Annotated in this window: 22 protein-coding genes; 12 read left to right on the top strand and 10 right to left on the bottom strand. The window is 41.4% G+C overall.

All coding sequences use genetic code 11. The features are described from left to right. From HMPREF2655_RS06760 to HMPREF2655_RS06785, 6 genes are all read left to right on the top strand, one after another. The coding region (locus HMPREF2655_RS06760) for a hypothetical protein (RefSeq protein ID WP_049501466.1) at window positions 1-559 on the top strand (559 nt) is incomplete at its 5' end. A gap of 59 nt (window positions 560-618) precedes the next feature. Then, complete coding sequence (locus HMPREF2655_RS06765) at window positions 619-1,896, top strand: Tle-like phospholipase domain-containing protein (RefSeq protein ID WP_070838263.1); 1,278 nt, start codon at window positions 619-621, stop codon at window positions 1,894-1,896. Continuing rightward, window positions 1,884-2,300 carry a hypothetical protein gene (locus HMPREF2655_RS06770; RefSeq protein WP_049501464.1) on the top strand — a complete coding sequence of 139 codons (417 nt, stop codon included), beginning with the start codon at window positions 1,884-1,886 and terminating at the stop codon, window positions 2,298-2,300. The genes HMPREF2655_RS06765 and HMPREF2655_RS06770 overlap by 13 nt, the downstream gene beginning before the upstream one ends. Further along, window positions 2,294-2,608 (top strand): hypothetical protein, encoded by a 315-nt coding sequence (locus HMPREF2655_RS06775; protein WP_000959511.1) that lies wholly within the window; start codon window positions 2,294-2,296, stop codon window positions 2,606-2,608. Before HMPREF2655_RS06770 ends, HMPREF2655_RS06775 begins: the two co-directional genes overlap by 7 nt. Before the next feature lie 106 nt (window positions 2,609-2,714). Next, window positions 2,715-3,506, top strand: a complete 792-nt coding sequence (locus HMPREF2655_RS06780; protein WP_049550304.1) for a DUF2785 domain-containing protein — start codon at window positions 2,715-2,717, stop codon at window positions 3,504-3,506. Between the two features lie 109 nt (window positions 3,507-3,615). Further along, the gene (locus HMPREF2655_RS06785) at window positions 3,616-4,284 is read left to right on the top strand and encodes an MIP/aquaporin family protein (protein WP_070838265.1); all 669 of its coding nucleotides are present in this window, start codon (window positions 3,616-3,618) and stop codon (window positions 4,282-4,284) included. A 217-nt stretch (window positions 4,285-4,501) separates the two neighbouring features. Here HMPREF2655_RS06785 and queF read toward each other — a convergent pair whose 3' ends face one another. The 7 genes from queF to HMPREF2655_RS06820 form a co-directional block, all read right to left on the bottom strand. Continuing rightward, entirely contained in the window at window positions 4,502-4,993 is a 492-nt protein-coding gene (gene queF, locus HMPREF2655_RS10365) for a preQ(1) synthase (protein ID WP_000082582.1), read from the bottom strand. 18 nt (window positions 4,994-5,011) lie between these two features. Beyond that, window positions 5,012-5,728: a 7-carboxy-7-deazaguanine synthase QueE gene (gene queE, locus HMPREF2655_RS10370; protein ID WP_000196471.1), complete on the bottom strand. Its 717-nt coding sequence runs from the start codon at window positions 5,726-5,728 to the stop codon at window positions 5,012-5,014. Further along, complete coding sequence (gene queD, locus HMPREF2655_RS06800) at window positions 5,721-6,164, bottom strand: 6-carboxytetrahydropterin synthase QueD (RefSeq protein WP_000464575.1); 444 nt, start codon at window positions 6,162-6,164, stop codon at window positions 5,721-5,723. The genes queE and queD overlap by 8 nt, the downstream gene beginning before the upstream one ends. After that, window positions 6,164-6,817, bottom strand: a complete 654-nt coding sequence (gene queC / locus HMPREF2655_RS06805; RefSeq protein WP_000828763.1) for a 7-cyano-7-deazaguanine synthase QueC — start codon at window positions 6,815-6,817, stop codon at window positions 6,164-6,166. Before queC ends, queD begins: the two co-directional genes overlap by 1 nt. 200 nt (window positions 6,818-7,017) lie before the next feature. Next, complete coding sequence (gene trxA / locus HMPREF2655_RS06810; protein ID WP_001029576.1) at window positions 7,018-7,332, bottom strand: thioredoxin; 315 nt, start codon at window positions 7,330-7,332, stop codon at window positions 7,018-7,020. A 15-nt stretch (window positions 7,333-7,347) separates the two neighbouring features. Beyond that, a complete protein-coding gene (locus HMPREF2655_RS06815) occupies window positions 7,348-7,569 on the bottom strand; it encodes a DUF4649 family protein (protein ID WP_000570247.1) in 222 nt (73 codons plus the stop codon). Window positions 7,570-7,668: 99 nt separating this feature from the next. Next, entirely contained in the window at window positions 7,669-8,049 is a 381-nt protein-coding gene (locus tag HMPREF2655_RS06820; RefSeq protein WP_000120821.1) for a MarR family transcriptional regulator, read from the bottom strand. 195 nt (window positions 8,050-8,244) lie between these two features. Between HMPREF2655_RS06820 and HMPREF2655_RS06825 the strand changes: the two genes are divergently transcribed. After that, window positions 8,245-8,619 (top strand): CidA/LrgA family protein, encoded by a 375-nt coding sequence (locus HMPREF2655_RS06825; RefSeq protein WP_000781325.1) that lies wholly within the window; start codon window positions 8,245-8,247, stop codon window positions 8,617-8,619. Continuing rightward, complete coding sequence (locus HMPREF2655_RS06830) at window positions 8,616-9,311, top strand: LrgB family protein (protein ID WP_001288933.1); 696 nt, start codon at window positions 8,616-8,618, stop codon at window positions 9,309-9,311. The genes HMPREF2655_RS06825 and HMPREF2655_RS06830 overlap by 4 nt, the downstream gene beginning before the upstream one ends. Before the next feature lie 31 nt (window positions 9,312-9,342). On the opposite strand, the gene HMPREF2655_RS06835 is transcribed toward HMPREF2655_RS06830, so the two are convergent. Genes HMPREF2655_RS06835 through HMPREF2655_RS06845 form a run of 3 tightly spaced genes read right to left on the bottom strand, consistent with a single transcriptional unit; the run spans window position 9,343 to window position 11,152 of the window. Beyond that, window positions 9,343-10,071, bottom strand: coding sequence for a hypothetical protein (locus tag HMPREF2655_RS06835; protein WP_000498770.1), 729 nt, complete (start codon window positions 10,069-10,071; stop codon window positions 9,343-9,345). 15 nt (window positions 10,072-10,086) lie between these two features. Then, entirely contained in the window at window positions 10,087-10,782 is a 696-nt protein-coding gene (locus HMPREF2655_RS06840; RefSeq protein WP_000173188.1) for an ABC transporter ATP-binding protein, read from the bottom strand. A 4-nt stretch (window positions 10,783-10,786) separates the two neighbouring features. Then, a complete protein-coding gene (locus HMPREF2655_RS06845) occupies window positions 10,787-11,152 on the bottom strand; it encodes a GntR family transcriptional regulator (protein ID WP_000119117.1) in 366 nt (121 codons plus the stop codon). Window positions 11,153-11,292: 140 nt separating this feature from the next. Between HMPREF2655_RS06845 and nrdR the strand changes: the two genes are divergently transcribed. From nrdR to HMPREF2655_RS06865, 4 genes are read left to right on the top strand one after another with little or no spacing between them, the layout of a single operon-like run. After that, on the top strand, window positions 11,293-11,766 hold the full coding sequence (gene nrdR / locus HMPREF2655_RS06850; RefSeq protein ID WP_001203678.1) for a transcriptional regulator NrdR: 474 nt from the start codon (window positions 11,293-11,295) through the stop codon (window positions 11,764-11,766). Continuing rightward, window positions 11,767-12,930 carry a DnaD domain protein gene (locus HMPREF2655_RS06855; RefSeq protein ID WP_070838267.1) on the top strand — a complete coding sequence of 388 codons (1,164 nt, stop codon included), beginning with the start codon at window positions 11,767-11,769 and terminating at the stop codon, window positions 12,928-12,930. It abuts the gene before it with no gap. Then, on the top strand, window positions 12,931-13,827 hold the full coding sequence (gene dnaI, locus HMPREF2655_RS06860; protein WP_000446485.1) for a primosomal protein DnaI: 897 nt from the start codon (window positions 12,931-12,933) through the stop codon (window positions 13,825-13,827). It begins immediately after the preceding gene. Beyond that, complete coding sequence (locus HMPREF2655_RS06865; RefSeq protein ID WP_070838269.1) at window positions 13,824-14,537, top strand: NADPH-dependent oxidoreductase; 714 nt, start codon at window positions 13,824-13,826, stop codon at window positions 14,535-14,537. Before dnaI ends, HMPREF2655_RS06865 begins: the two co-directional genes overlap by 4 nt.

Raw genomic sequence — 14,537 nt, forward strand, 5'->3', positions numbered from 1 at the left:
GAATCTGTTTGATTTGTTTAAGCAATTTCCGAAAGGGTTTAATATTACTCAAACATTTTATAAGGATTCGCTCAGAACAGTAGTTTCCTTAGATGGGGATGAAGAAAGTCAAACCATAAAAGGAAAGATAGAGACTATACAAATTTCTACTGATCCATATAAAGAAGAAGTGGAAGAGCATGTTGATGTAGAATATAAAGATGGTGAATTTATATTTTCTAACAATGAGGTAGCGGAAAAAATTTGGGGTTATAAAGGTTTTCTGTTCCAAAAATTAAGTTTGAATAGAGATGTTTTATCTAAGATGAAGCTTGAAAAGTTTCGATATTTTTCAAATCGCAATGTGTTTGAAATCTATTATATTAGTGATAACTCTACGATAAATAATTTCCTTAATTCAAATGGAGAACACATGTTATCAATAAGTGGAGCGGAATCTTATAATAATACAAAAGGTTATCGATTGAATGTTAATATTGCTTTTAAGGATACCCCAAATGATGGAATGAGTGAGATAGTTTCAAGTTGGATAGATGATAGAAATAGTGTTTCTAATTAATTTGCTAACATTTAAAACATCCTGATTGACCTGATTATAAATAAGGAGCATGCGAAAGAATGAGTGAAAAAGAATCAGTTAACAGTGGAATTCCAACTCTGGATGCAGCGAACCTGACTTATGAATTTGAGAATGCAAGGTGGAGAGGAGCAACTGATGAACAAATTTTAGATAAGAAAATAGGTGCTCAAAAGGATAAGACTATCCCCTCCAACCTCCAATATCTAGATGATTTTCATGATGATTCCGCTGGCACAAGTGGTACAGCCTTCCTAGATAAGGACAGTGGAGAGGTGATCATTGCCTATACGGGAACGAATCCTAATGCGGATATAGTCAAGGATGTCGCTACAGATGTCGGTAGTATAGCCATGGCGCTCGGTTTTCATTATGATGAAGCTTTCAAATTTTATGAAAGGATTCGACAGAGATATGGGGATAATATTACTCTAACTGGACATTCTTTAGGAGGGAACATCGCTCAGAGGGTGGCCTTAGAGTATAACGCTCCGCGTACTGTGGTATATAACTCAGCCCCTCTCTATTTAGAAGGTCTTATCGAATCTAAAGATAAAATCATAGATTATCTGACTCCGTGGGATTCGGCAAGGGAGAAGATAATCAATAAACAAAAGACATTCACAGGTCAAGTAGTACGAATCCGGACTCAAGATGACTTTCTTAACAATATCTCAAAGCCTTTTTTAGGTGTATACTTGGGAGAAGATTATCTGCTTGAAAATTCTGGTGGGCACAATATTGACCCAGATATTACGGGTGATAAAAATCAAATTAACCAAATCAAGGATATTTTGGAAAAACAGAGTCCAGAGAAAATGACTGGACTTGAAAAGAAGAACTATGAGACCCTGAAGAAATTACAAGGTGTCAAAAATGGACTTCTAAAACAGTTGAATACTAAATTTTTATCAGATGGCAGTCTAAGTAGCCATGAGATGTTTTTCTTGGATAGTGTCCAAGCAACAGCTGTTGCGACGGCAATGACAGAGAGTGTCAGTAACGGACACAGCGAGATTGAGGCAGTGGCTAAAAAAGCAGTTACAGATGCTGAAACACTCTACGATAACAGTAAGGAAGTTCCCTGGTTTGTAACAGAGTTAACTAATGATGAGATAGAGGATGTCTATGTAGAAGCTGGGGTAACGTATGATAGTATTGTGGGTGAGACTCAGAGACATTTTGATAAAAAAGTAAGTAAATCAGCTGCGATTGTAAAAGCCTTTACGGATTTGGAAACCAACATTCAGAAAGGTGTTGAACAGGCGGTTGAAGGAGACGAAAGCTTGGCAAGGGATATTAATCAATGGACAAACTAGAAGAAATCCAAGTGAAAATAAAAAAGCAAGAAGAGGGACTTTGGTCCTTGGAGGATGACTATAGAACTGCTAAGAAGAAAATAGAAGAATCCTATGAAAGTTTAGATCATAATCGTTCTCAGTTGACAAGACTATATGAGGAGTTTGAGAACATTGCTTATGATTTTGGTAGACAGAAATCTGGAGACGATGGGGAGCACCATCAATTTCTGATGTTATTGGAATCTTATTCAAGTGAGACGAGTAGTGAGTATCTTCGGCAGTATGCTAAAATAGAGGCAAAAGATGAAGAGTTGCAGACTCAGTACCGAAAAGAGCGCTCTCGCTTAGAAAAAGAGTTAGAAGAGAGTTATAGTCAAAGAAAAGACTTATATGAGTTAGAAAGGAGGCAGAAGAAATGCTAGTGGATTTAGTCATAGATGCTTTGATTGGACCTATGTCAGAATCAGCCAGACGAGAAATCAAAAAAACATTAGAAAGAGCAGCTATCAAAGCATTTTGTGCTCCTCCTATAAAATCAGGTAGAAAAGGTATTGTAGATAAGTACGATGAGGAGATAGGGGTTCTTGCTATGACAAATAAAACTGCTGTAACGACTTTAGCAGCTCAAATGGATAGCTCAATTAATGGGTTGGGACAAAAAGCCATTAGCGAGACTATTAGTAAAAATAGTACATCTTTTGAAGATTTAACTCCGAAAAAGAAAAAATAGTGCTTTAACTATGCCATGTTCCTTTCCAATTTTTCCAAATATTCCTATTCAAAGTCATCTTCGGATGGCTTTTTGATAAGTTACTAGAAATGTAGAGGTGCTAGAGATGCGTCAAGAATTACAAAGAAAAGTGACAGAAGAAAAACCAAGCTATAGTCGAGAAGAAATTCAGTGGTTGCTTGAGCATTTAGGAGATCCCTCTCCAGAAATTCGAGACGAACTTGTTTTTACGAGTTTGGCTAGAGGGATTCAAGAAGAACTGTTTTCCCTTGAGCAGTTTCAGTTTATCTCAGAAGAGGTCTCCTCTGATGAAGGTCTATACAAAGAGATTGATAGTAGAGGAGTTTCGGCTCTTAAACGTTCTTTTAGGGCGCTTATTTATGCCAATCTTTTGTCTGCAGATGGTAACGAGCACTCTCTTTTCTATAAAGGATTAAAAGCTGATATAAGAAATGCTATGCTATCTCAAGGTTTGCATTACCTAAAAAAAGAAAAGGATACGACAGGTTTTTCAAGTCAGTATGGTTGGGTTCACGCTTTTGCGCATGGAGCGGATCTCTTGACGGAAGTCGTTTGTCATCCAGATTTTCCTAAAAATAGAAATCATGAAGTATTTGATGTACTGGGTCAACTATTTAAACGAATTACCATTCGTTTTACAAATGATGAGGACTGGCGTTTAGCGAGAGTACTTTATGAACCCATTTTGCAAGGAAAATTAGAGCAAGAACAAGTAGCTTCTTGGATAAAAACGGTTGATTTTCCAATAGAAGAGAGGGAAGATTTTTATAAATTTTCCAACTTCAGATCCTGTCTGCTGGAAGTCTATATCCAACTTGACCAGAGAAATAGTTTACAAGATGCCTTGAAAGAAGCCATTCAATCTTTTCAGTACTAAGTTCAAGCGAGTCGTTTCATGATTTTCAATGAACTTTCCAGTCAATTTTCTTGAAACCCTTTCCTTCTTTTGATAGACTAATACATAGTTTGAAAAAAGGAGACTTATCATGAAAAAATTTGTTGCTGAATTAATCGGTACATTTATGCTTGTGTTCATCGGAACAGGAGCTGTTGTTTTTGGAAATGGTCTTAATGGCCTTGGACACCTTGGAATTGCTTTTGCCTTTGGTCTGGCAATTGTGGTTGCAGCTTACTCAATCGGAACTGTTTCAGGGGCTCACTTGAACCCAGCTGTCTCGATTGCTATGTTTGTAAACAAACGTTTGTCATCTTCAGAACTTGTAAACTACATCCTTGGACAAGTAGTTGGTGCTTTCCTTGCATCAGGATCTGTATTCTTCCTCTTGGCAAATTCAGGTATGTCAACTGCAAGTCTTGGTGAAAATGCCTTGGCAAACGGTGTAACTGTCTTTGGTGGTTTCTTGTTTGAAACAATCGCAACATTCTTGTTTGTTTTGGTGATCATGACTGTAACTTCAGCAAGCAAAGGGAATGGCGCAATCGCTGGTTTGGTGATCGGTTTGTCATTGACAGCTATGATCCTTGTTGGATTGAATATCACTGGACTTTCAGTAAACCCAGCTCGTAGCTTGGCTCCTGCTGTATTGGTAGGTGGCGCAGCTCTTCAACAAGTTTGGATTTTCATCCTTGCACCAATCGTTGGTGGAGTTCTTGCAGCCCTTGTTGCTAAAAACTTCCTTGGAACTGAAGAATAATTGAAACTTAAAAAGCCTTGCTTCTCATCTTGAGGAACAGGGCTTTTTCGTATGATACTCTTCGAAAATCTCTTCAAAGCACCTCAGCTTCCATCTGCAACCTCAAAACAGTGTTTTGAGCTGACTTCGTCAGTCTTATCCACAACCTCAAAGCAGTGATTTGAGCAGCCTGCGGCTAGTTTCCTAGTTTGCTTTTTGATTTTCATTGAGTATGAGTTTAGCGGTTGTCAATTTTCTCTGGATAGAGGTCATGTTGGAAGAGGCGTTGTTCTGCCAATCCTTCATACTTGGTTCCAGGTCTACCGTAGTTGTAGTAAGGGTCGATTGAAATACCACCGCGAGGTGTAAATTTTCCCCAGACTTCTAAATAGCGAGGGTCTAGCAAGTTGACCAAGTCTTTCCCGATAGTGTTAATACAGTTTTCATGAAAATCTCCATGGTTTCGATAGCTAAAGAGGTAGAGTTTGAGGGATTTTGACTCGACACAGAGCTTGTCAGGAATGTAGGAAATATAAATCGTCGCAAAATCTGGCTGAGCCGTAATAGGACAAAGCGAGGTAAATTCAGGACAGTTGAATTTGATAAAATAGTCATTTTCCACATGACGATTGTCAAAGGATTCGAGGACTTCTGGTTGATAGTCAAAAATGTAGTTGGTTTCTTTGTTGCCGAGAAGGCTAAGGTTTTTCATTTCTTCTTGTTGTGACATGATTTTTTCTTTCTAATCTTAAACACCACGTTGGTTGTCGTAGAGGAGAGTATGGAGTTGAGGAAGGACGCGGACATTGCCCCAGCTATCGTCAGTAGCGACGCGTTCCCAGAGTTCTTTGAGACGGTCCAGTTGGTCTTGGACAATATTACCTGTAGCCTTGGGCTCAGGATTTCCAGCTGATAAGAAGAGGACATCTGGTTGGTAGCGCTCTTGAATCCCTTTGGCAAAGGCCAAATCGTTATCGTCAAATACAGGGATTTTAAAGGTGACCTTGTCTGGATCTAGTTGGGAAACGATAAAGTCCAAGGTCTCAAAGTTGACTTCCATCTTTGATGAAGGAGGTTTAGGACTCAGAGTGACTTGGTCGATATCTTTTAACCAATTTTGCCAGCGAGAACCTTGAGTCTCAACTGCCAGAGTGACACCACGTTCTTTGAGCTTGGTGACGAGTTGAGCCATGTTAGCTGCTAAGATTGCGGGATTTCCGCCAGATAGGGTTACATAGTCGTAGGTTCCTAATTTATCCAAGGCAGCAATAACCTCGTCAGCTGTCATGCGAGTAGGCTTCTCAGAACCATCCCAAGTAAAGGCAGAGTCGCACCAGTCGCAATGGTAGTCGCAACCAGCAGTTCGGACAAACATGGTTTTCTGCCCGATAGCACGGCCTTCGCCTTGAAAGGTAGGGCCAAAAATTTCCAGAACAGGTAGTTTGAGGACACGTTCCCTAGTCATCTAACCACTCCCGTCTAAACTCTGCAAAGGCAGTCGGAGTTTCATAGAGGCGAACGTATTCCAAACGGAGACCGCGCTCGTCAGGCAACTCTTGACTCATGGTTTGGAAAATCCAGTAAACCATATTTTCAGCAGTCGTGTTCATATAAGGCAGAGTTTCATTGAGATAGCGATGATCCAAATGGGGCTCTAAGTAGTTCTTGTAGATGGCTTTGATATCTCCGAAATCGTAGGTCATGCCCCGTTCATCTAAAAATCCACTGACAGCGATTTGTAAATGATAAGTGTGGCCGTGCAGGGACTTGCATTTTCCCTCATAGTGAAAGAGGTGGTGGGCAGCATCAAAGGTAAATTCTTTTGATACCAAGGTTCTGTGAGGATTGTAGACCAGAGACTCGCCAGTTTCTTGTTTGATTTCTTTGGGTGCAAAAAACATTAGCCCTCTCCTTTCTGTGAAAGATAAACATCTAGTCCATGCTGACGTAGATGGCAGGCTGGGCAATCTCCGCAGCCACTACCGATAATCCCATTGTAGCAGGTTAAGGTCTTCTCACGAACGTAGTCAAAGGCACCAAGTTGGTCGGCTAACTCCCAAGTTTCAGCCTTGTCTAGCCACATGAGAGGTGTTTGGATAACAAAGTCGTAATCCATGGCAAGGTTGAGAGTAACATTGAGGGATTTGACAAAGACATCCCGACAATCAGGGTAGCCTGAGAAATCTGTCTCGCAGACACCTGTCACGATATCTTTAATGCCTCGTTGCTTGGCAAGAACTGCCGCAAAGGACAGAAAGAGGTGGTTGCGGCCGTCAACAAAGGTATTGGGAACCTCTCCCTCTTTTTGCTCGATCTCCAGATCAGAGGTCAAGGCATTTTCAGTGATTTGCCCCAGCAGAGACATATCTAAGATGTGATGACGAATGCCTTGTTCCTTAGCGATTTCTTGGGCAACTTGAATTTCGAGATGATGGCGTTGGCCGTAAGCAAAGGTGACAGCTTCGACTGTTTCATAGTGTTCTTTAGCCCAAAAGAGGCAGGTTGTGGAATCTTGACCGCCACTAAAGACGACCAAGGCTGATTGACGTTTCATAGTACTCCTTCCAAAATGGGAAATGTTCAGAGCACGCAAAAAGCTCCCATGAGGGAGCTAAAAAATACCAAGTAGAGGTTTTTTTTAGCGATGGCATGTCCCAAACATCGTAATATTCTACCTACAGTCTAGCATATTTTTTGAAAAATGGCAAAGGGCAAGAAAAAAGAGACCAATAAAGTACTTGGTCTCTCGTGTGATTAGCTCAATTCAGCAACGATAGCCTTGATTTGTTCTGCAGTGTGAACACCAGCAACTTGTTTTACCACTTGGCCGTCTTTTTTGAAGAGAAGGGTTGGGATAGACATGATTCCAAAAGCACGAGCTGTGTTTGGATTTTCATCAACGTCCATTTTAACGATTTTCAAGACATCTTCTGAAAGTTCTTCAGACAATTTGTCCAAGATTGGACCTTGCATACGACATGGACCACACCAAGCTGCCCAGAAGTCTACCAAGACCAAACCGTCTTTTGTTTCTTGTTCGAATGTTGCATCTGTAATTGCTTTTGCCATTGTATTTCTCCTTTTTTAGTTATATTGGCTTAAATCTTGTTTCATGAGATAGAAGAAGACATCTCCATAAGTCCCATGGTAGTCCAAATCATGACCGTTGTAAGTTAATTTTTGGACTGGGTAGTAGTCTGCGAGGCCGATAAGGCAAGCTTGTTGTGAACGATCAAAGTCGTCATAAGATTCGAACGTTATAGTTCTTTCGTTCTTGCTGGCATCTAGATAGGTAATTTCAATCATTTTAAAAACTCCTTTGTTTAATGATGACTTTATTTTACTCCTTGTAAAAGAGAATGTCAAGAAAAATGATTGCGCACGCAACTTTTTTCTAAAATCATCTTAAATCAAGAAATCCAAACCTGTTTCCAAGCTTTCTTCGACAGCCTTCTGTAGAGAGGCCAGTGTCTTTTGCCCATCACTTGTCAGGCAGATAAAGCTAGAACGTCTATCTTGATCACAACACATGCGACTAAGTAGACCGCAATTTTTGGCTTCCAAGCGAGCCACCATCCGAGAAACAGCGCTCGGGCTCAGATGAAGTTTATCTGGCAGGTCAATCTGGCGTAGAGATTTTTCTTGGGCCAAGTCCAGATAGTAGAGCAGGTAAAACTCTTTCAAGGTCAGACTTTGGTCACTCTGCTGGGCAATGGTCTCTTCCAAGAGACCTTCAATTTCTTTCTGACGACGATTGAAATCAAACCACTTTTCCAAATAGCTCATTGCTTTCTCCTTTCTTTTCAAAGTAAAATCACAAAGTCATTACTGACTGTCTCTACAACACAAGATGATTGCGCATGCAATGATTATACTACTTTTAACTAACCCTTGCAAGAGAGAAGAATTGCGATATTTCCTTGAAATTTTCTGAAAAAAGAGTAAACTGGTATGCAAGAAGTCTATTTCGTGGAGTTTAGGATGAAATTATATGTTCAATTAATGATTCTCTTTGTGATTTCTCTTATCGGAGAGGGAATTTCTAGTTTCTTTCATCTGCCCATCCCAGGCAGTATTATCGGTTTGATTATTCTCTTTCTAGCCTTACAGTTCAAGTGGCTAAGGACCAGACATGTCAACATGGTTGGAAATTTCTTGCTGGCCAATATGACCATTCTCTTTTTGCCGCCAGCAGTGGGTATCATGGAAAAGTTTGATGTGATTGCCCCTTATCTTTTACCCATCGTCTTGATTGTCTTTTTTGCGGCTGTCATCAACATTATCCTTATTGCCCTAGTGGTTCAGTTTATCAAGAGACGATTTGAGGGAGATTATGAGAAAGGAGATGCCAAATGAGCGAATTTGTATCCAATCCTCTGTTTGGGATTGCATTATCTATCCTAGCTTATCTAGTGGGGATGTTGATTTACAGACGTTTTCCCCATCCCTTGACAACACCCCTGCTTTTGTCAGCCATTTTTATCATTATTTTCCTTAAGGCGACGGGTATTTCTTATCAAGATTACTACCAAGGTGGTGTTTATCTGAACAACTTGATAGTCCCATCGACCGTAGCTCTAGGGATTCCGCTTTATAAGAGTTTTCATCTGATGAAGCACCATGCACGGAGTATTCTCTTTGGTAGTCTGCTAGCAGTAGTTGTCAACACTAGCTTCACTGCCATAGTGGCGAAAATCTTTGGCATAGACTTTTTCCTAGCCATTTCTCTCTTTCCCAAGTCAGTGACAACCGCCATGGCGGTGGGAATCACAGAAAAATTGCAAGGTTTGACGACTGTGACCTTGGTCGTCGTAGTGGCGACTGGGATCTTGACCAGTGTTATCGGTCCAACCCTTTTGAAGTGGTTGAAGATTGACGATCCAGTGGCTGTCGGACTCTCCCTTGGAGGGACAGGTCATGCTGTCGGAACGGGTACGGCCTTTCGATATGGTTCTGTAGCAGGAGCCATGGGTGGCTTGGCTATCGGTGTCACCGGTATTCTCTACGTATTTGTTAGTCCAATAGTAGCCAGTTTGATATTGAGTTAAAGAAAAACCCAGCTTTCTAGCTGGGCATTTTTTATTGCAAATTAACCTTGTTTTTCAAGATATAGTAGGTTCCGAGATAGTAGATAGCTGATAAAAAGAGATCGCGCAAGATTTCTGTACTAGCCATCACGTTATAGTCATTGTCAACTCTTAAGAAGAAAGTGATATAACCAATAACGATGGAAATGACGATATAGGCTAAAATCCCCATGGCTGTTCGATACTCGTTAAAGAGTTGCCCGATAGAGATGGAGAGGTAAATGGATAAAATCCATGCGATTGACCCGACAAATAGTGATAGGGCATACAGCCAGCCGTAGCTGAGATAAGGGGAAATGAAGTTGTAGAGGGCAGTGAAGTCTTTTTCAATTGGTGTTAAGAAGATGATAATCAATATACTCAAGATAAAGACAATATAGCCTAAGATGGACCAGACAAGACCACCTAAAAGTTTTGCAGTGATGATTTGGTGCTCAGAGACAGGCAAGGTCAAGGTCAAGTACCCTTGGCGGTCATAAACACTGCCTTTAAATCTTCGGATGATTAAAAAGATTGTTGCAATCCAAAGAGTGACGCTGAGTCCTCCAAAGACTAGTACTAAAAAGAAGATGAAATAAGTAGCATTGTTAGGATTGTAACTCTGGCTAAGACTGTTAATAAAAGCTCCAATCAAAACTGAAATTGCAAGTACCGCACCGTAGAGTGCCAGATACCATTTATTGACATTTTTAAATTCATAACGAACTAGATTCCAAAACATAATAATCTCCTTTGCTTAGGCTTTAAATTCCTGGCGGAAGAGCTGGTCAATTGATTCGCCTGACTCGTAACGAATATCATCAACATTTCCTTGGCGGACGACTTTTCCGTCTTTGAGGAAGATAATCTCATCCAAGATTGGCTCAATATCTGAAATCAAGTGGGTTGAAATCAGCACCGTAGAAGTCGGTGAGTAGTTGTTGATGATGGTATTGAGGATATAGTCACGGGCAGCCGGATCCACACCTCCGATTGGTTCGTCCAGAACGTAGAGGCGAGCTTCACGGCTCATAACCAAGATGAGTTGGACCTTTTCCTTGTTCCCTTTTGATAGTTTCTTGAGGCGACTGTTTTCATCAATACCGAGATCAGCTAAAAGGTGTTGGGCCCTTTCGAGATTGAAATCCTGATAGAAGGTTTTAAAATAGGTTAGAGCATCCTTAACCTTCATCTCTTCATTGAGGTAGGTTGTGTCTGGCAGATAGGAAACGATCGCCTTGGTAGCAGGACTTGGATCCTGTCCATTAATGAGAACACGTCCTTTATTTGGTTGAAGGAGGCCATTGATCAGTTTGATTAGGGTTGTTTTCCCGGATCCGTTTGGTCCAAGGAGCCCGACAATCTTTCCGGCTGAGATCTCTAGTGAGATATTGTCAAGTGCCGCAGTTGCTCCATATGATTTTGTTACATTTTCAAGTGCTAGTAGTGTCATAGTCTTAAACTCCTTTAATATAGTCGCTTAATACATTTGGCAGTTCTTCTTTTTTGTAGCCAAATTGGAGCATGCAAGAGACGAATTGTTGCAGTTGCTCCTCGGAAAGTTGTTTGCGGGACTGAAGGATGAGGTCCAAATCCTCGGTGACAAATCGACCAGTTGTCCGCTTGCTATATACAAATCCTTCACGTTCGAGGTCAGACAAGGCGCGCTGAATGGTATTGGGATTGACCCCAGCCTCGCTCGCCAAATCTCTCACGGTAGGGAGCTGTTGATTGGGTTCCAGTTCATGGGAAACAATCTGTAATTTGATTTTTTCCATAATCTGTAAATAAATCGGTTTTGTATTATCAAATGACCAGGACATCATAGTCTCCTTTCTTTTCCTTTATTGTTCTAATCAAATAATACAATAAAACAAAAAACTTGTCAAGTAAAAATAAGAATTGTTTTGGGAATTGCTCAAAAAATGGTATAATGAAAAGAAAACGACAAGGAGGGAAGTGCATGCGTTGTCCAAAATGTGGGGCTACCAAGTCTAGTGTTGTTGATAGTCGACAAGCCGAAGAAGGAAATACCATCCGCCGAAGACGTGAGTGCGACGAGTGTCAGCATCGTTTTACAACCTATGAACGAGTAGAAGAAAGAACGCTGGTTGTCGTCAAAAAAGACGGTACGCGAGAGCAGTTTTCAAGAGATAAAATCTTTAATGGGATTATCCGCTCAGCCCAGAAACGTCCTGTGTCAAGTGATGAAATCAACATGGTGGTCAATCGCATCGAGCAAAAACTCCGTAGTCGCAGTGAGAATGAGATCCAAAGTGAATATATTGGGTCCTTAGTCATGGAAGAATTGGCAGAGCTTGATGAGATTACCTATGTTCGTTTTGCCAGTGTTTACCGTAGCTTTAAGGATGTGAGTGAGTTGGAGAGTCTGCTTCAGCAGATCACCCAGTCCTCTAAGAAGAAAAAGGAAAAATAGATGAAACCAAATGACCGTTTTTCTTTTCTAAAGAATAATCGGGTGTCGCAAGATACCTCTTCTCTGGTGCAGTGCTACCTCCCGATTATCGGTCAGGAGGCACTGAGCCTCTATCTATATACCATTACCTTTTGGGATGGTGGGCAAAAGGAACACCTCTTTTCCCATATCCTCAACCACTTAAACTTTGGCATGCCGACCTTGCTCCAATCCTTCAAAGTCTTATCTGCCTTCGATCTGTTGACCCTTTATCAGAAGGAGAATGTCTATGAATTACAGCTTCATTCTCCCCTTTCCAGTCAAGAATTTCTAAGTCATTCTGTCTATAGCAGATTATTAGAGAAAAAGATTGGGGATACAGCTGTTTCTGCTATGAAGCAGACTCCAAGTGAGGGAGAAGCACTCTCTGTTTCTTTGAGCCAAGTCTTTCCAACCCTGACTGAAGAAGTGACACCAAGCGAGTCTAAAAGCAAGTTAAAAAATGATTTTGACTTGGAACATTTCCAGCGTCTGATGGCTCGAGATGGCTTGCGTTTTGAAGACGAGCAGGCGGATGTTTTGGAATTGTTCGCCATTGCAGATGAAAAAAAATGGACCTGGTTTGAAACCTATCAATTAGCTAAGGCGACAGCTGTAGCTCAGGTTATTTCTGTCAAACGCATGCGTGAAAAGATAGCACAAAAACTAGCTACTTCTGACTTTAGCCCCAAAGAAATGACCATTATCAGGGAAGCCAAAAATAAAACTCCCCTGCACTTTTTAGCCGAAATCAAGCAAACGCGTAAGGGGAACATCACCCAAAGTGAAAGAGAACTCCTTCACCAGATGGCGTCTTTAGGCTTGTTGGATGAAGTCATCAATATCGTCTTGCTTCTAACCTTTAACAAGGTTGATTCGGCCAATGTCAATGAGAAATATGCCATGAAGGTCGCCAATGACTATGCTTATCAAAAAATTCGGACAGCAGAAGAAGCTGTGCTTCGGATTCGAGAGCGTCAGCAAAAAGGCCAAGAAGACAAAAAATTGAAAACTAGCTCGACTAAGACAAATGTTCCCAAGTGGAGCAATCCAGAATATAAAAATCAAACCAGCGAGGAAACTCGTCTGGAACTAGAACGTAAAAAACAAGAAATGTTAGCCCGATTAGAAGAAGGAGGAGACTAGATGGAAAGTGTGGGTGACGTTATCAAACGTCAGACAAGTCGTTTTCAGTATCAGGACTTAGTCCAGCAGATTATGAAAGACCCAGATGTGGCGGCTTTTATCCAGAAAGAATCCCTCAGTCCAGAGGAGTTGAATCGTAGCATCTCCAAGTTCAACCAATATATCACAGAACGTGACAAGTTTCTTCGTGGGGATGCGGACTATATAGCGCGTGGCTACAAGCCTATCTTGGTTATGAATCACGGTTATGCGGATGTGTCTTATGAAGAAACACCAGAACTAATCGCGGCAGAAAAAGAGGCTGCAATTAAGAATCGTCTCAAATTGATCAATCTACCAGCCAGTCTCAAGAAAGCGAAGTTGGCTCAGATTGACCTGGATGATCTAGGACGATTACCGATTTTTGAGAGACTCTATGCCTTTGTTGACCTTTACCCTAGTATCCGAAAAGGTCTCTATCTTTACGGAGATTTTGGTGTCGGTAAGAGTTTCATGATGGCGGCCTTAGCTCATGACCTATCTGAAAAACGTGGAGCATCAACGACGATTCTCCACTATCCAAGCTTTGTCATTGATGTGAAAAATGCCATCGGTGAAGGATCAGTGAAGACCTTGGTGGATGAGATCAAATTAGCAGAAGTATTGGTCTTGGATGATATTGGTGCAGAGCAGTCGACACCTTGGGTGCGTGATGAGATTCTTCAAGTCATTCTTCAGTACCGCATGCAGGAAGATTTGCCGACCTTCTTTACTTCCAACTTTAATTTCCAAGATTTGGAAAAACATTTTGCCAAAGGAAAGAATGGAAATGACGAGACTTGGGAAGCTAGACGGGTCATGGAACGAATCCGTTATTTGGCTGAGGAGACAAGACTAGAAGGAGAAAATCGCCGATGACAGAAACCATTAAACTGATGAAAGCCCATACTTCAGTGCGCCGTTTTAAGGAGCAAGAGATTCCTCAAGCAGACTTGGAAGAGATTTTGACTGCTGGACAAATGGCGTCATCTTGGAAAAATTTTCAATCTTACTCTGTGATTCTTGTGCGCAGTCAAGAGAAGAAAGATGCTCTTTATGAACTGGTTCCCCAGGAAGCCATTCGCCAGTCAGCAGCCTTTTTGCTCTTTGTTGGTGACTTGAACCGAGCTGAAAAGGGAGCAAGCCTTCATACGGACAGTTTCCAACCTCAAGGGGTAGAAGGTCTCCTCATCACGTCTGTGGACGCGGCTCTTGCTGGCCAAAATACCTTGCTTGCTGCTGAGAGTCTGGGGTATGGTGGTGTTATCATCGGTTTGGTCCGTTACAAGTCAGAAGAAGTGGCAGCGCTCTTTAACCTGCCTGACTATACCTACCCTGTTTTTGGGATTGCCCTTGGCGTGCCAAATCAACAACACGATGTCAAACCAAGACTGCCTTTGAACAAAGTGGTTTTTGAAGAAGAATACCAAGAACAGCCCATAGCGGCGATTTTGGACTATGACAAAGTACAGGCAGACTATGCTGGTGCGCGTGCGACAACCTCTTGGAGTCAACGTTTGGCAGAGCAGTTTGGTCAAGCCGAACCTAGTTCAACTCGGAAGAATCTAGAACAGAAAAAGTTATTGTAG

The sequence above is a fragment of the Streptococcus sp. HMSC066F01 genome, assembly GCF_001837335.1.
Taxonomy (GTDB): domain Bacteria; phylum Bacillota; class Bacilli; order Lactobacillales; family Streptococcaceae; genus Streptococcus; species Streptococcus oralis_S.

Excerpts from the sequence above, each read along its gene's own strand:
- HMPREF2655_RS06765 (WP_070838263.1), top strand. The coding sequence starts at position 619 with ATGAGTGAAAAAGAATCAGTTAACAGTGGAATTCCAACTCTGGATGCA.
- HMPREF2655_RS06770 (WP_049501464.1), top strand. The coding sequence starts at position 1,884 with ATGGACAAACTAGAAGAAATCCAAGTGAAAATAAAAAAGCAAGAAGAG.
- HMPREF2655_RS06775 (WP_000959511.1), top strand. The coding sequence starts at position 2,294 with ATGCTAGTGGATTTAGTCATAGATGCTTTGATTGGACCTATGTCAGAA.
- HMPREF2655_RS06780 (WP_049550304.1), top strand. The coding sequence starts at position 2,715 with ATGCGTCAAGAATTACAAAGAAAAGTGACAGAAGAAAAACCAAGCTAT.
- HMPREF2655_RS06785 (WP_070838265.1), top strand. The coding sequence starts at position 3,616 with ATGAAAAAATTTGTTGCTGAATTAATCGGTACATTTATGCTTGTGTTC.
- queF (WP_000082582.1), bottom strand. The coding sequence starts at position 4,993 with ATGTCACAACAAGAAGAAATGAAAAACCTTAGCCTTCTCGGCAACAAA.
- queE (WP_000196471.1), bottom strand. The coding sequence starts at position 5,728 with ATGACTAGGGAACGTGTCCTCAAACTACCTGTTCTGGAAATTTTTGGC.
- queD (WP_000464575.1), bottom strand. The coding sequence starts at position 6,164 with ATGTTTTTTGCACCCAAAGAAATCAAACAAGAAACTGGCGAGTCTCTG.
- queC (WP_000828763.1), bottom strand. The coding sequence starts at position 6,817 with ATGAAACGTCAATCAGCCTTGGTCGTCTTTAGTGGCGGTCAAGATTCC.
- trxA (WP_001029576.1), bottom strand. The coding sequence starts at position 7,332 with ATGGCAAAAGCAATTACAGATGCAACATTCGAACAAGAAACAAAAGAC.
- HMPREF2655_RS06815 (WP_000570247.1), bottom strand. The coding sequence starts at position 7,569 with ATGATTGAAATTACCTATCTAGATGCCAGCAAGAACGAAAGAACTATA.
- HMPREF2655_RS06820 (WP_000120821.1), bottom strand. The coding sequence starts at position 8,049 with ATGAGCTATTTGGAAAAGTGGTTTGATTTCAATCGTCGTCAGAAAGAA.
- HMPREF2655_RS06825 (WP_000781325.1), top strand. The coding sequence starts at position 8,245 with ATGAAATTATATGTTCAATTAATGATTCTCTTTGTGATTTCTCTTATC.
- HMPREF2655_RS06830 (WP_001288933.1), top strand. The coding sequence starts at position 8,616 with ATGAGCGAATTTGTATCCAATCCTCTGTTTGGGATTGCATTATCTATC.
- HMPREF2655_RS06835 (WP_000498770.1), bottom strand. The coding sequence starts at position 10,071 with ATGTTTTGGAATCTAGTTCGTTATGAATTTAAAAATGTCAATAAATGG.
- HMPREF2655_RS06840 (WP_000173188.1), bottom strand. The coding sequence starts at position 10,782 with ATGACACTACTAGCACTTGAAAATGTAACAAAATCATATGGAGCAACT.
- HMPREF2655_RS06845 (WP_000119117.1), bottom strand. The coding sequence starts at position 11,152 with ATGTCCTGGTCATTTGATAATACAAAACCGATTTATTTACAGATTATG.
- nrdR (WP_001203678.1), top strand. The coding sequence starts at position 11,293 with ATGCGTTGTCCAAAATGTGGGGCTACCAAGTCTAGTGTTGTTGATAGT.
- HMPREF2655_RS06855 (WP_070838267.1), top strand. The coding sequence starts at position 11,767 with ATGAAACCAAATGACCGTTTTTCTTTTCTAAAGAATAATCGGGTGTCG.
- dnaI (WP_000446485.1), top strand. The coding sequence starts at position 12,931 with ATGGAAAGTGTGGGTGACGTTATCAAACGTCAGACAAGTCGTTTTCAG.
- HMPREF2655_RS06865 (WP_070838269.1), top strand. The coding sequence starts at position 13,824 with ATGACAGAAACCATTAAACTGATGAAAGCCCATACTTCAGTGCGCCGT.